General features: G+C 62.5%; 13 protein-coding genes and 1 pseudogene. 11 read left to right on the top strand and 3 right to left on the bottom strand.

The features are described 5' to 3' along the window. Positions 1 to 12: 12 nt before the first annotated feature. The 6 genes and pseudogenes from ACS8Y6_RS16075 to ACS8Y6_RS16100 all read left to right on the top strand — a co-directional run bounded on the left by ACS8Y6_RS16075 (position 13) and on the right by ACS8Y6_RS16100 (position 4,890). A complete protein-coding gene (locus tag ACS8Y6_RS16075; RefSeq protein WP_440856006.1) occupies positions 13 to 2,130 on the top strand; it encodes an ATP-dependent helicase in 2,118 nt (705 codons plus the stop codon). Between the two features lie 59 nt (positions 2,131 to 2,189). Then, positions 2,190 to 2,339: pseudogene (locus ACS8Y6_RS16080) on the top strand (LysE family translocator); the annotation flags it as partial. A 69-nt stretch (positions 2,340 to 2,408) separates the two neighbouring features. Further along, the gene (locus ACS8Y6_RS16085; protein ID WP_440850856.1) at positions 2,409 to 2,645 is read left to right on the top strand and encodes a DUF4160 domain-containing protein; all 237 of its coding nucleotides are present in this window, start codon (positions 2,409 to 2,411) and stop codon (positions 2,643 to 2,645) included. A gap of 4 nt (positions 2,646 to 2,649) precedes the next feature. Next, positions 2,650 to 2,898 (top strand): DUF2442 domain-containing protein, encoded by a 249-nt coding sequence (locus ACS8Y6_RS16090; protein ID WP_440856007.1) that lies wholly within the window; start codon positions 2,650 to 2,652, stop codon positions 2,896 to 2,898. Positions 2,899 to 2,977: 79 nt separating this feature from the next. Next, on the top strand, positions 2,978 to 3,823 hold the full coding sequence (locus tag ACS8Y6_RS16095) for an HAD family hydrolase (protein WP_440850854.1): 846 nt from the start codon (positions 2,978 to 2,980) through the stop codon (positions 3,821 to 3,823). Between the two features lie 86 nt (positions 3,824 to 3,909). Next, positions 3,910 to 4,890, top strand: coding sequence for a zinc metalloprotease HtpX (locus tag ACS8Y6_RS16100; protein ID WP_440850853.1), 981 nt, complete (start codon positions 3,910 to 3,912; stop codon positions 4,888 to 4,890). Positions 4,891 to 5,191: 301 nt separating this feature from the next. Here the strand turns inward: ACS8Y6_RS16100 and ACS8Y6_RS16105 are convergent, their stop codons facing one another. Then, on the bottom strand, positions 5,192 to 5,944 hold the full coding sequence (locus ACS8Y6_RS16105; RefSeq protein ID WP_440850852.1) for a DeoR/GlpR family DNA-binding transcription regulator: 753 nt from the start codon (positions 5,942 to 5,944) through the stop codon (positions 5,192 to 5,194). 93 nt (positions 5,945 to 6,037) lie between these two features. Here ACS8Y6_RS16105 and ACS8Y6_RS16110 point away from each other — a divergent pair, with 93 nt between their 5' ends. Both ACS8Y6_RS16110 and ACS8Y6_RS16115 read left to right on the top strand, forming a co-directional pair. Next, complete coding sequence (locus ACS8Y6_RS16110; RefSeq protein ID WP_440856008.1) at positions 6,038 to 6,664, top strand: HAD family phosphatase; 627 nt, start codon at positions 6,038 to 6,040, stop codon at positions 6,662 to 6,664. A 30-nt stretch (positions 6,665 to 6,694) separates the two neighbouring features. Further along, complete coding sequence (locus tag ACS8Y6_RS16115) at positions 6,695 to 7,852, top strand: MFS transporter (protein WP_440856009.1); 1,158 nt, start codon at positions 6,695 to 6,697, stop codon at positions 7,850 to 7,852. On the opposite strand, the gene ACS8Y6_RS16120 is transcribed toward ACS8Y6_RS16115, so the two are convergent. Together ACS8Y6_RS16120 and ACS8Y6_RS16125 are read right to left on the bottom strand one after the other, a co-directional pair. Next, a complete protein-coding gene (locus ACS8Y6_RS16120) occupies positions 7,849 to 8,760 on the bottom strand; it encodes a hypothetical protein (RefSeq protein WP_440856010.1) in 912 nt (303 codons plus the stop codon). The genes ACS8Y6_RS16115 and ACS8Y6_RS16120 overlap by 4 nt on opposite strands. A gap of 1,412 nt (positions 8,761 to 10,172) precedes the next feature. Next, positions 10,173 to 10,616, bottom strand: coding sequence for a nucleoside deaminase (locus ACS8Y6_RS16125; RefSeq protein WP_440850848.1), 444 nt, complete (start codon positions 10,614 to 10,616; stop codon positions 10,173 to 10,175). A gap of 136 nt (positions 10,617 to 10,752) precedes the next feature. Here ACS8Y6_RS16125 and ACS8Y6_RS16130 point away from each other — a divergent pair, with 136 nt between their 5' ends. The 3 genes from ACS8Y6_RS16130 to ligD (ACS8Y6_RS16140) all read left to right on the top strand — a co-directional run bounded on the left by ACS8Y6_RS16130 (position 10,753) and on the right by ligD (ACS8Y6_RS16140) (position 13,261). Further along, the gene (locus tag ACS8Y6_RS16130) at positions 10,753 to 11,367 is read left to right on the top strand and encodes a DNA polymerase ligase N-terminal domain-containing protein (RefSeq protein ID WP_440850847.1); all 615 of its coding nucleotides are present in this window, start codon (positions 10,753 to 10,755) and stop codon (positions 11,365 to 11,367) included. Between the two features lie 62 nt (positions 11,368 to 11,429). After that, complete coding sequence (ligD, locus tag ACS8Y6_RS16135) at positions 11,430 to 12,374, top strand: non-homologous end-joining DNA ligase (protein WP_440850875.1); 945 nt, start codon at positions 11,430 to 11,432, stop codon at positions 12,372 to 12,374. Beyond that, positions 12,371 to 13,261, top strand: a complete 891-nt coding sequence (gene ligD, locus ACS8Y6_RS16140; RefSeq protein WP_440850846.1) for a non-homologous end-joining DNA ligase — start codon at positions 12,371 to 12,373, stop codon at positions 13,259 to 13,261. Before ligD (ACS8Y6_RS16135) ends, ligD (ACS8Y6_RS16140) begins: the two co-directional genes overlap by 4 nt. Positions 13,262 to 13,562 lie beyond the last annotated feature (301 nt).

A 13,562-nucleotide genomic window follows, 5' to 3' on the forward strand; every position in this document is an offset into this window, starting at 1 on the left:
CAGTGTGTTGCCATGAGTGCGACCGTCATCGAATCCAGCGCGCCGGCCACCGCCGCCGATCATCTCGCCGGGCTCAACCCCGCCCAGCGCGCGGCCGCCGGCTTCGGCATGGCCGCGCCGAACGGCTGGGATGCCGACCCGCTGCTGATTCTGGCCGGGGCAGGCAGCGGCAAGACGCAGACGCTGTCCCATCGGGTGGCGCATCTGGTGCTGGCGGGTGTCGATCCGCGGCGCATTCTGCTGCTCACATTCTCGCGGCGGGCGGCCGACGAGATGACGCGCCGTGCGCATGCGATCTGCGAATCGGCGATGGCGGCCCGCGGGCGCCGCGGTCAGGGCGTGCGCCTGCCGTGGGCGGGCACTTTCCACGGTGTCGGCGCCCGGCTGCTGCGCGAGTACGCGCCCCGGCTCGGCATCGACGAGGCGTTCTCGATTCTCGACCGCGCCGATGCGGCCGACCTGCTCGACGTGGCGCGTCACGATGCCAATCTGGCCGCGCGGCCCGGGGGCCACCGCAAGCGTTTTCCGCGCAAGGACACCTGTCTGGCGATCTATTCGGCCGCGGTGAATCGGCAGGCGCCGCTGGCCGAGGTGCTGGACGGCTGGTTCCCCTGGTGCGCCGAGCACCACGACGACCTGAAGCGGCTGTTCGCCGACTACACCGCGCGCAAGCAGGCCCGCGCCACGCTCGACTACGACGACCTGCTGCTCTACTGGTACCTGGTGATGCAAAACGGCGCGCTGGCCGACGAAATCGGCGCCCGCTTCGATCATGTGCTGGTCGACGAATATCAGGACACCAACGGCCTGCAGGCGGCCATCCTGCAGGCGATGAAGCCCAGCGGACGGGGGCTGACCGTGGTCGGCGACGATGCCCAGGCGATCTACGGCTTTCGCGCCGCCGAGGTCGAAAACATCCTCGATTTTCCCAAGACGTACTGCGGCACGCAGGTCGTCACGCTCGAGGCCAACTATCGTTCGACCCAGGCGATTCTCGACGCGGCCAATACGCTGATGGGCGAGGCCGCGCGCGCCTATGCCAAGCAGCTCACCGCCACCCGGGGTGGCGGTGTGAAGCCGCGCCACGTGACCGTCATGGACACCACCGCCGAGGCGCGCTGGGTGGTCGATGCGGTGCTGGCCCGCCGCGAGACCGGTGTCGATCTCAAGCGCCAGGCGGTGTTGTTCCGCAACGGCCATCACGCCAACGAACTGGAGATCGAGCTGATCCGGCGCAACGTACCGTTTCGCAAATACGGCGGGCTCAAATTCCTCGAGGCGGCCCACGTGAAGGACTTTCTCGGCATGCTGCGCTGGGCCGACAACCCGCGCCACGAAATCGCGGGCTGGCGCACCCTGCAGATCGTGCCGGGCGTCGGCCCCGGCACGGCGCGTCAGGCGTTCGCAGCGCTGGAAGCCGCGGGCGACCGGATCGCGGCATTGGCCGATTTCCGTCCGGCCCGCGCCGATCGCGCCGCCTGGCGGACGATGATCGAGACGGTCGCCGCCCTGGCTGGCGACAACGCCTGGCCGGGCGCGCTGGCGCCGGCGGCCACCTGGTACAAGAGCCAGCTCGACAATCGCTTCGAGGCGCCGAATACCGCCCGTGCCGGCGATATCGACGACCTGGCCCGCATCGGCGCGCGCTATGTCTGTGCGCCGGACTTTCTCACCGAGCTCACGCTCGACCCGCCCCGGGCCACCGGCGATCACAATGACGACGCGCTGGCCGACGAGGACTATCTCATCCTCTCCACAGTGCACAGCGCCAAGGGCCAGGAATGGGATGCCGTGCATGTGCTGCATGTGGCCGACGGCACATTCCCCAACGAATTCTCCACCAAAACCGAGGCCGGCCTGGAAGAAGAGCGCCGCCTGCTCTATGTCGCCATGACGCGTGCGAAGAACGAACTCTCGCTCATCTCGCCACTGCGCTACTACGTCACCCAGCAGGCCGCGCTCGGCGACGCCCACGTCTACGGCGCGAACAGCCGCTTTCTCACCCCCGCCGTCATGGCCTGCTTCGAATCGATCACCGATACCCCGGACGGTGCGCACGACGCCCGCGGGCAGGCGCCCGGCGCCGCCACGCTCGATCTCGGCGCGGCGGCCGCGGCACTCTGGCAATAGCGAACGGCGCCCCCGGCGCGCTACATTGGGTGCTGTTAGCTCCGGAGGAGAGTCAGGAGATGTCTATCAGCCTTTGGCTCGCATTCGTGGCCGCTTCATCGGTTCTACTGGCTATTCCCGGCCCGACTATTCTCACCGTCATCAGCTATTCGATGGCGCATGGTCGACGCGCAAACCTACCGCTCATCGCTGCGTTTTCCGCAGTTGACCACCCGAAGCGGCCTGCGGCCGCTCTGGCGGCAACTGTGCTTAGGCATTAGGTCTTAGAGGTTTTCGTTTTGCCAACCGTACTGCGCATTAATGGATATCGGTTCTTTTTCTATGCAAATGAAAACGATGAGCCGAGACACATCCATATCCAGCGCGATCGGATGTTAGCGAAATTTTGGTTGGACTCTGTATCGCTCGCATCAAGCACAGGTTTTGCAGCCCACGAGCTCAACGAGCTTTTCAAGCTGGTCGAAGAGCATCAACCGATGTTAGTGGAGGCATGGAATGAGTTCTTTAACAGTTAATACAATGCCGCATGCGACCCAAGTCAGATGTACAAGCGAAGAATTGGTGGTTTCGCTTAACGACGGCCGAGTCATTTCGGTACCGCTTGTATGGTTCCCTCGACTTGCAAGGGCCAAGCCCGAACAGTTGTCGGACTTCGAGCTGCTCGGCGAAGGAGAAGGTATTCACTGGCCGGGCCTTGATGAAGACATATCGGTTCTAGGTCTTCTAGAGGGAAGAAAGTCGGTGGAATATCGTGCATCAAGAACTTGACGAATCGCCGCAGTCGACCGCCCATGGCCGGCAACTGAGCTCAGGCGATACGCGCATACCCTTGCCCGAGGTGCAAACCATGCCCGACCCCGTAATGGCACCGGTCATCGACCTGGCCGTATTCGATATCGACGGCACGCTGATGGATGCCCGCAACCCGCTTTCGGAGCGCACGATCGATGCCTTACACGGGCTGCGTGAGGCCGGCATCGGGGTGGCGTTGGCGAGCTCGCGCCAGCACTCGTCGCTGGCCGAGATCGCCGCCGCCATCGGCTTCGAGATGCCGCTGATCTCCTTCAACGGTACGCGGGTCACCGCCGCCGACGGCACCCCCATCGCCGCCGAAACCTTCACCCCCGACGACGTGCTCATCGCCGCGTTGGCCCAGTTCGTTGATGTCGGCGGCTGCATCCATGCCTACGGCCCGGGCCGCTGGCACGCCTACGGCCAGGAGCACCGCATCGTGCGCGAAGCCGCGGGCACAGACGTGACGCCCGATCTGCGCGCCGAGCGCCTGGATGCTCGCTCCATGCCCGACCCCGCGCTCAAGATCATGTGCGACGGGATGCACGATGGTCTGGCCGGCGTCCAGGCCGCTGTCGCCGCCCGACCGGAACTGGTGATTTCGTGGAGCGGGACCGAATGCCACGACATTCATCTCGCCACCGCCACCAAGGGCCATGCCTTGCGCGTGCTCTGTGACCACCTCGGCGTCGCGCTCGACCGCGTGGCCGCCTTCGGCGATGCCGATTCCGACATCACCATGCTGGCCCATGCCGGCCACGGCTATGCCATGGGCGCGGCAGGCGAGCGCGTATGTGCGGCCGCCGACCATGTCCTCGCCGGGCCCGGGTCCGGGGCGCTGGAGGCCGTGCTGGACGACTGGGCGGCGCGCTGCCGGAGCGTGCCTCGGCAGCACTGGTAAACGCGGTCGACCGCCCCTATCAATAATCCCGGGCGCCCGCGGCGCCACAGTGTCGGACCCTTTGCCTAGCCAGCGGGGTGGGATGAATGGCCTATTCGACGCGTATCGACCGCCGGGAATGGCAGCGGCACAACTGGCGCAACCGCGTCCAGTCGGTCCTGCTGCTGGCCGTCATGGGCGGTTTTCTGGCCCTGCTGGGCGGGTTGCTGTGGGGGCCGTCCGGACTGGTCATGCTGCTGGCCGCGGGTGTGGCCGGGGTATTGTTCATGCCGGCATTGTCGCCGGCGCTGGTGATCCGCCTGTCCGGTGCGCGCGCGATCGCGCCGGCGCAGGCGCCGGGCCTGCACCGCTGGGTCGCGGTACTGGCCGAACGGGCGGGGTTGCCGGCCCCGCCACGGCTCTACTATCTGCCGAGCATGGCAATCAACGCCTTTACCGTCGGCGCGCGCGGCGACGCTGCCCTCGTGGTCACCGCCGGCCTGGTCAACACGCTCGACGGCCGCGAGATTGTCGGCGTGCTGGCCCACGAAATCAGTCATGTCGCCCACAACGACCTGTGGGTGATGGGGCTGGCGGACCTGTTCAGCCGCATGACGGCGTTTTTGTCCTGGCTCGGCCAGTTGCTGGTGCTGGTCAATCTGCCGCTGCTGTTGCTGGGCGCGGTCGCGATCAACGGGTTCGCAATCCTGTTGCTGGTCTTTGCGCCGTTGTTGAGCACACTCGCCCAGCTGGCCCTGTCGCGCACCCGCGAGTTCGATGCCGACCTGGACGCGGCCCGCCTGACCGGCGATCCGGATGCCCTGGCCAGCGCCCTGGCGCGCATGGAATGGCGCCAGGGCGGCTGGACACGGGTGTTGTGGCCCGGCCGCCGCGGGGGCCTGTGGTCGCTGCTGCGCACCCATCCGGAAACGCGCGAGCGCATCGCCCGGCTGCAGGCGCTCAAGGCGGCCGGCGGCATGTCTGTCGACGCTCCGTCGCCCGCCGTGCCCGACCCGTGGCAGCCGATCATGCCGCCGCGCCCTGCCGACCGGCCGCCGCGCGGGTGGGGGAGCCGGTGGTGGCATTGAGCCGTTGCCACCGCGCGGTGCGTTCAGACCCCGATATCCTCGTTCCAAAGCGCCGGCGCGTCGCGCATGAACCGGGTCATGAGGCTGATGCAGCCCGGATCGTCGAGCACGCGCAGCGCACGCCGCGCCCGCTCAGCAGCGCCTCTTCGCCGACAAACGAGCGATTCTCGCCGATCACCACCCGCTGGATACCATGGCGCAGGACCGCGCACGGTGAGAGGCTGGTGTAGAAGGTGGCATCAAGCGAATCGAAATGCGGCGTCCACGCGGTCCGGTCAGGCTGCTGTTCCGGGTGCTGCGATTATCGGTGAATCGTTATTCCGAGAAGCCGATAAGCCGCAAGCTGTTCTTCGGACGTGTTCGCGTCCGTTACCAGGTCGGTGACCGTGTCGGCTGCGGCAACGACATAAGGAAAGGCTTTTCCCAGCTTGCCGGCGTCGGCCAACGCGACGACCAGCGCGGACTGGTCGATCATCAGCCGTTTGGTCGCCAGCTCATCCGGCCCGGGAATGGTCAATCCGGCGTCTGGATCCAGCGCGCAGACGCCGATAAAGCTCATATCGGCCCGAAACGCGCTCAGAAAGCGGGTGGTCTCCGAGCCCAATGTGACGCCGAGTTCCTTATTGAGCGCACCGCCCGCCAGATACACGGCAATGCGTGGATGGTCGATGAGAAGGGCGGCGACGGGCGGTGCATTGGTCACGACCGTGGCGTTCAAGTCGGGTGCCAGGTGGCGGGCGACATTCAGCGCTGTGCTGCCGCCATCCAGAAATAGCAATTGCCCATCGCGGGCAAGAGCGGCGGCTCGCTGCGCGATCGTTGTTTTGTCGGCCTGCCGGGCTTGCGAACGCTGCGCGTAGTGGGCGGGTTTAGCAGCCCGGGGGATGGCGCCGCCATGGACACGTTGCAGCTGGCCGGCGGCTTCAAGCGCCCGCAGATCACGTCGGACGGTGTCTTCCGACACCCCTAAAGATTCAGCCGCCGCCGCCGCCCCGATACTGCCTTCGGCCTCGAGCTGGGTTAACAGGGCGCTTTGGCGGGTGGCTTTCAACATGGCTCAACGTATCTCCGGGTCGGTCGCGCGATTGCACTATAGCGCAATAACACGCAATATCATGCACGAGCACGCAAAAACAAGGAGCCTCGCGTGGCTTGTCCGTCTCCCATTGTCTTCGACTTGTTTGGCGTGCTGATACGAAAACAGCGGTCGCCGGACCAGGACAGGCTGGCCGAACTCGCGGGGGCCGACTCAACCGGGTTCAGTGCGGCTTATTGGCAGGAACGGCCGAACTACGACCGCGGCTGTTCACCCGGTGCGTACTGGAGCGCGGTGGGCGCAAGCCCCGGGTTATCGTTCAACCAAGGCAAGGTCGAGCAACTCACGGCCCTCGACAACGAAAGTTGGTCCAACGTCGACCCGAGCATGGTGCGGATGTTGTACGAGCTGCGTCGATGCGATACGCCACTCTATCTGTTAAGCAACATTCCCGATCCGTTATTCACGTTTCTCGATGCGCGCCACGGCTGGCTCGCCGAGCTGTTCGAGCAGCGTTTCATGTCGTGCGAGATGGGCGTGGCAAAGCCCGAGATCGCGGCGTTTGACACGGCCTTTGCGTCGGTTGCTCAGCGACACCCGGGGGCGGTGGCTCGGTTTGTCGATGATAGCCCGAGCAACATTGCCGCGGCTCGCGGCTTGTCGATCGTGTCGCATCGTTATCAAGGACTGGCGGCCCTGCAAGCCTGGCTTCGTGATTCAGACGAAGCGCAAGAATAAAGGCTTGACGACGCATAGGAGGCAAGCCGGTTGGAAGATCTGGCAGTACAACGGGTATGCGGCACTTCGACCTTCCTGGCCAATGGGTTTGGCATGGGCGCGTGGTCGGTTCAGATTGCCAGTGTTCAAGCCGCCAACGGGCTGTCCGATTTCATGATTGGCGTCACACTGTTGGTCTTTGCCGTGGCTGCGTTGGGCGCCATGCAGATCAGTGGCAAGGCGGCGGCGCGGTATCCGGTCAACTACCTCTGTGCGGGCATTGGCGTGGCGTTCGCTCTGGCACTTACAGCACTGGGCTTTGTCGTGGGTATTGCGAGTCTGATCGTGGCCCTGGCCGTCTTCGGTACGGCCCATGGTGCCCTGGATGTGGCGATGAACGCTCGAGCCAGCATGCTCGAAAACCGAGCGCAGCGTCCGCTTATGTCCTCCTTCCATGCCGCCTGGAGTGTCGGTGGTGCTGTGGGGGCCGGTTTGGCCGGTATTCTGGCCGCGCATGGCTGCGGGCCCGTCGTCGTCTTGCCCGCTACCGCGGTGATAGCGCTGCCCGCCCTGTTGCTGGCTCTGGGCGGCCATCAAACCGCGAAGCCAATTTCGACAAGTGCGCCGGCAGAAACGACAGCAAGCACGCAGCGGCTGCGAACAATCCTGCTGCCGTTGCTTTGCGCCATTGCCTTTCTGGCGCTATTTACTGAAGGCGCGCTGGCCAACTGGAGCAGTATCTACCTCAAGGGCGCTCTGGCCGGCGTATCGGGTGGGTTCGCCGTTGGCTATGTGGCGTTTTCGGTCGGGATGTCGATCGGACGACTGGGTGGCGACCCGATCGTGGCGCGATACGGTCGCCGCCGGGTTGGTGTCGCTGGTGCCACTCTGGCGGCCATCGGTCTGGCCGTCGTGTTGGCGAGGCCAGGTCTTGCCTCGGCCTTGATCTGTTTTACCCTCGTCGGTATCGGGATGAGCAACGTGGTGCCGATCACTTTCGGTAGCGCCGGTCGTGTCGCCCGCTCCGAAGCCGCCGGTATCTCGCGCGCTGCGTCGGCCGGTTACGCCGGTTTCGTGATCGGCCCGCCGTTAATCGGGGGATTGGCCGGCCTGGTCACCTTGCCCGTGGCCCTAACGACTCTGGTGGCGGCGACGGCGCTGATCGCCACATTCGGGACGTTCGCCTACCTCCCGACAGAGCGTCTCTAGCCAGCTGCTGCGCTTGTATCGAGCATATGAACCACCTTTTCCAACCAGACGTTATTGCTCTTATTTTGAGTAATTTCGCCCACGGGAATGCTGATGAGTTGTGCGCCTGCGCTATCGTTCTTTGCGACAGCGAAAACGGAATCACGACTGCCTCCCAGGCCGCCGTCATAATTGGGCCTTGGACCGGCGGGCGCGTGCTCCGGCGGCTTGATTTCTGAGTTATCCCATCCGCGCCATTGTTTTTCCGCATCAGACATGCCTGAGGCCAGGCGCGCATCCATCTCGCGCGCTAGATAATTTTTACCTTCCGCGCTTCCCGCCTGGGACGTGTTGCTGGCCAGATCAAAATACTTGTTCTGGAATGTCGCATCCTTTTCGGATATTTGCATAAACGCAAGCACCCGTTCTGCAGGCGTGAATTTGTTGGATTTGTCAAATGCTACATTGGATAAATCCTTCCTGCTCAGTTGCGCGAACGGGTTGTCGGAAGAAGAGTTATCGGCATTCGGTCCCTTGATGCCGTAATATTCGGAAAGAAGGTAATTGGCCGCCTTGCCCGCAACGGCGTTTCGCTGCGCACTATCACCGCCAGGCGTTTGCTGGAGTACCTGAGCCTTCTTTCCGTTTTCCAGGATCTGTTGGTTGAAGTCATGTATAAAGGCGCTGAAGCCAGTACTGGAGCTATTATCAGCAGGCCCGGTTGGGATTGATGATGTTTTTGATAACGCTTTGGATTCCTGGGAGATATTAACGACGGCGCTCGGTTTTTCTGCCCTGTTACGTGAATTGCCGCCAGCATCTTGGCCGTTGTTCGCGAATGCAATATCTGGATTGCTCTTGTAAAGAGCGCCTTGCTTTATCTCGCGTGAGAAATTCAGTATATATGTTGCTTTAGACGTGACGTTCATTTTTCGCCTTATTGTCTGATGAAATATTCTCGAAAAAACAACGAGATTTGCGAATCTTGTAGATGCGCGATTGCTAGTCGAAAAGACTGTAAGTGACCGTATAAGTATACGGTTTTGAGTATTGCCCCCGAAGATAATCGGAGCAATAAGTTCCTGTCCCATAACTTTTGGCGTCACTATCATAAGCTGGCACATCGTACCCGCCATTAGTAAGTACCGATTTGTAAGAGGCTTTTAGTTTGCACCCACCTGAATTGCTGTACCCGTAACTTATTGAAAAGTTGTCGGAGATCAGGCGTTGGCTAAGATCTGCCCGGATCGTTTTCCCAGGCGGTATTTGGGATGGGAATTGGTATCCATCTGTGCCGCTCGCAGTCCGAATTAAAGGCTGACTATTGCTGCCGTTCGAAATTATTACTGTCTTCGCTAAACCCGGCAGCGGTAATCCTGCGGCAACAATAAATAGGGCTAAGCTTAAATATTTTATATCCATTGCATTGCCTCATGCTGGTGTTATATCGGTGAGAGTTTGCCCTGATTCTATAGATTTAAACTTGGGTACAGTGTTGTGTGGCCCGCTTTAAAAATTGGCAAAATTTTTAATATGTCAAGGAAGTTTTCCCGGTCGATATATAGCGTATAAAATATTTAATACAAAATATTAATCGCATTGCATGGAGTTTCTCGTAATTTAATAAATAAAACTAGATTTTTGCATGCGGTCTTGACGAGCGTCCATAGCGTCTTCTTGTCCCGGGGTGTCGAATGGGGCGGAGGCGCGATGCGAGATATAGCCGATGCTCGCCGCTGTTCGGTCTTCAAGCGCCCTATCGACCACTTACGCCATTCCTTTAACTCTCGGGCTGATGTTCGTGGCCCCAGTACCGGCCTGATTCGCTAGCGCGGTGTAATCCGGTGGAATGCCGGTTGTGCGATTGGTAGGCGAGCGGGGGGGGGGGCGGCGCGCCTCCCGGCCGGGATCACAGGCGCCGTAGAAGGGATACGCCGAACTGCCGCACTTGATCATGCCCGACACGCAGCGGGCCGAATAAGTCAGGGCATGTTGTCAGCCAATGCGCGCGAATGAGGGCAAACAAGCGGGAAGATTAGGGCGCTGTTGGCTTTGTCTGTTTCGTGCGCGCCGGTCTCCGGATGTGAGCAGTCTGCTCAAAGGGCATGCCGAGTTACGCTGTTCGCAACGTGGCCGGTCTTGATTTCGTGATTGCGACAGGCGATGAGCCTGCTTGTCGATCTACAGATCGCTTTGAAGCGGTCGTGACACGCGGCCGGCCCACTCGAATCGAGCGGAATGGGGGCGATTGCGCGTTCCACCGAGGCAAAGCCGAATGGCCGCGTCGGGCTGGACGCCGATATTCACGACAGCCGGTTCCAACTTGTCCCTCCGCTTGTCGCTACGTCCCGATATCCTCGTTCCAGAGTTCCGGTGACTCGCGCATGAAATCGGCCATGAGTTGTTTACAGGCGGCATCGTCGAGCACGGTGAGTTCGACACCGCGTTCGGCCAGATGGGCTTCTTCGCCCATGAACGAGGCGTTTTCGCCGATCACGACCCGCGGGATGCCATAGAGCAGAATCGCGCCGGAGCACATGGCACACGGCGAGAGCGTGGTGTAGAGGGTGATGTCCTTGTACCAGGCGCCGGGTTGGCGGCCGGTGGCTTCCAGCGCGTCCATCTCGCCGTGCAGGATGGCGCTGGATTTCTGCACCCGGCGGTTGTGGCCGGCGCCGACGATCTCGCCGTTTTTCACCAGGACACAGCCGATGGGCACGCCGCCCTCATCGCGCCCGCGCCGGGCTTCGTCCAGAGCAGCCTGCATGTAGAAGTCGTGTGGCATGAAAAATACTCATCTTTGTCGATACCTGAGCCAGTTTAAGGGCTTGGCGAGCCGCCGTGCGCGGTTACGGGTAAGTGCGGATGACGCGCCGCGCGGGGATCAGTTATAACGCAGAAACACCCGTGCGGAGACGGCCATGGCTCAGGATCCGCTCAAGACCTATCGCGACAAACGACATGCCGATGTGACGCCCGAGCCTTCGGGTCAGGGCAACCCGCGGCCCGATGATCGGCCGCCGATCTTCGTCGTGCAGAAGCATTCGGCCTCGACGCTGCACTACGATTTTCGCCTGGAAATAGACGGCGTATTCAAGTCCTGGGCCGTGCCCAAGGGGCCGTCGACCGACCCGCGCGAGAAGCGCCTGGCGATCGAGACCGAGGATCATCCGCTGGATTACGCCGATTTCGAAGGGGTGATCCCGGAAGGCGAATATGGCGGCGGCACGGTCATGGTCTGGGACATCGGGCCATACGATAATGCCAAGTTCGATGACGCGGGCCATGCCGAAAAATCGCTGGCGGCGTGCTGGGCCGATGGCCATCTCACGGTGAATTTGCATGGCATTAAGCTCACCGGCGGCTACGCGCTCACGCATTTCCGTACGGAGGGCGACAAGCGCCAGTGGCTGCTGGTGAAGATCGACGACGAAGACGCCGATGCGCGCCGTAATCCGGTGTCGACCGAGGACTACTCGGTGCTCAGCGCGCGCACGACTGAGCAGATCGCGGCCGCGGCGGGTGAGTCGTCATGAACAAGGCTTGCCTGGAAGGCCGTATCAACGGCGATGATTGGGCCAAGGCCCAGAAGGCGGCCATGCCGCGGACCTTCGAGCCGATGCTGGCCACGCTGCACGACCGGCCGTTCTCGGACGAACGCTGGATCTACGAGCGCAAGCTCGACGGCATTCGCCTGCTGGTGTTTCGCGACGGCGAACACGTCGAGCTGTATACGCGCAACGGGCAACTTCGGAATGATCATTTCCCCGAGCTGCTCGATCTGTTCGCCGCCCAGCCATGTCGGCGTTTTGTGCTCGATGGCGAGGTGGTGGCTTTCGATGGCGATGTGACCCGTTTTTCCCGGCTCCAGCAGCGGGCGGGTATTGCCGACCCGGCCGAGGCGCGCGCGTCAGGTATCGCCATCCGCTTTTATGTGTTCGATTCGCCCTGGATCGAGGATTACGACATCCGCCGCGTGCCGTTGCGCCAGCGTAAAGCCCTGCTGCGCGACATCCTCGATTATTCCGGCCGCCTGTATTTCACCGCGCATCGCAACGGCGACGGCGAGACATTGCTGGCCGAGGCCCGGCGCAAGGGCTGGGAAGGTATCGTCGCCAAGCAGGCCGACAGCTGCTATCGCTGCGGCCGTTCCAAGCGCTGGCTCAAGCTCAAGTGCCAGGCCGGCCAGGAGCTGGTCATCGGCGGGTACACCGAGCCCGAGGGCGAGCGCATCGGCCTGGGTGCGCTGCTGATGGGCTATTACGAATCCGGCGAACTGCGCTATGCCGGCCGCGTCGGTACCGGTTTTTCCGATGCCGAGCTGCGTCGTCTGCATCGCGTGCTTTCGGCCAGTGAGCGCGAGACGCCGCCGTTTGCCGATCCGCCTGACGGGTGTGGCATCCACTGGGTCCAGCCCGAACGCGTGGCCGAGATCGAATTCACCGAATGGACCCGCGACGGCAGGCTGCGCCATCCCGCCTATCTGGGCGAACGCGACGACAAGGACCCGCATGACGTGGTCCGGGAAGTGAGCGGAACGTGAGCGTGGAAATCGACAATATCGACAAGATCTTCTTTCCCGACGCCGGGCTCACGAAGGGGGATCTGGCCGATTATTACCGGCGGATCGCGCCGGTCATGCTGCCGTATGCGAAGGACCGTCCGGTGACGCTCAATCGTTTTCCCGACGGGATCGACGGTACCCATTTCATCCAGAAAGCGGTCCAGGATCATGATCCCGACTGGCTGGAACGGGTGACGGTCGCCAAGGAAGACGGTGAGCTGGTTCAGCCGCTCATCAACTCGGCCGACGCGCTGGTCTATCTGGTCGGCCAGGGCGCGATCGCCTTCCATGTGACGCTGAGCCGCTACGATCGTCCCGAGCATCCGGATCGGCTCATCTTCGATCTGGATCCGCCAGGTCATGGCGGCGAAAACAACGACTTCGCGCCTGTCATCGCCGCGGCACGTGCCGTGCGCGATGCGCTGGAAGCGGTGGACCTCACTTCGTTCGTGATGACCTCCGGCTCCTCCGGTCTACATGTGGCGGTCCCGCTCGACCGCCATGCGGACTTCGATACGGTGCGCGAGTTCGCGCAAGGCATTGCCGAGCGTGTAGCCGATGCCCATCCGGAGGAATTCACCACGGCGCACGCCAAGAACAAGCGCGGCGGGCGGTTGTATCTCGACATCCGCCGCAACGCGGTGAACCAGACCGCCGTGGCCCCGTATTCGGTCCGGCCCAGGCCGGGCGCGCCCATCGCCACCCCGCTGGAATGGGACGAGCTTGCCGATGCGGACATCGGCCCGCGGCGCTTCCATGTCGGCAACATCTTCCGGCGCCTGGCGCAGCGCGATTGCCCCTGGTCGAACATCGCCCGCCACGGGCAGAGTGTGCGACGTGCCCTCGAACGGCTGCATGGTTATTAACCCGGCACAAAAATAGATGATTTTTCGGTTGATAGCGCGAGCATGCGACCGCATGCTCGTCGCGGCCATTGGCCCAAAGCCTTCAAAAATAAAAGACGGACACGCGTCGGCTTTTATTTTTGAAGGCGTTGAAAACAGCGGATGAAGTCAGCTGTTTTGATGCCGGATTAATAGAGCCGGCGAGCCCTGCGGCGGTTGAAGCTGCTTCTCGATTATGTGCGACACGCAGATTCCGGGCGTGGAGGGGTGTTCGCTGATCGCGTAGCCTCTGTGCATCCGGCGCTGCGCTGGCAGCGCGCGT

The organism is Salinisphaera sp. RV14 (assembly GCF_052044135.1).
Lineage (GTDB): Bacteria > Pseudomonadota > Gammaproteobacteria > Nevskiales > Salinisphaeraceae > Salinisphaera.

Excerpts from the sequence above, each read along its gene's own strand:
- ACS8Y6_RS16075 (WP_440856006.1), top strand. The coding sequence starts at position 13 with ATGAGTGCGACCGTCATCGAATCCAGCGCGCCGGCCACCGCCGCCGAT.
- ACS8Y6_RS16090 (WP_440856007.1), top strand. The coding sequence starts at position 2,650 with ATGCCGCATGCGACCCAAGTCAGATGTACAAGCGAAGAATTGGTGGTT.
- ACS8Y6_RS16095 (WP_440850854.1), top strand. The coding sequence starts at position 2,978 with ATGCCCGACCCCGTAATGGCACCGGTCATCGACCTGGCCGTATTCGAT.
- ACS8Y6_RS16100 (WP_440850853.1), top strand. The coding sequence starts at position 3,910 with ATGGCCTATTCGACGCGTATCGACCGCCGGGAATGGCAGCGGCACAAC.
- ACS8Y6_RS16105 (WP_440850852.1), bottom strand. The coding sequence starts at position 5,944 with ATGTTGAAAGCCACCCGCCAAAGCGCCCTGTTAACCCAGCTCGAGGCC.
- ACS8Y6_RS16120 (WP_440856010.1), bottom strand. The coding sequence starts at position 8,760 with ATGAACGTCACGTCTAAAGCAACATATATACTGAATTTCTCACGCGAG.
- ACS8Y6_RS16125 (WP_440850848.1), bottom strand. The coding sequence starts at position 10,616 with ATGCCACACGACTTCTACATGCAGGCTGCTCTGGACGAAGCCCGGCGC.
- ACS8Y6_RS16130 (WP_440850847.1), top strand. The coding sequence starts at position 10,753 with ATGGCTCAGGATCCGCTCAAGACCTATCGCGACAAACGACATGCCGAT.
- ligD (WP_440850875.1), top strand. The coding sequence starts at position 11,430 with ATGCCGCGGACCTTCGAGCCGATGCTGGCCACGCTGCACGACCGGCCG.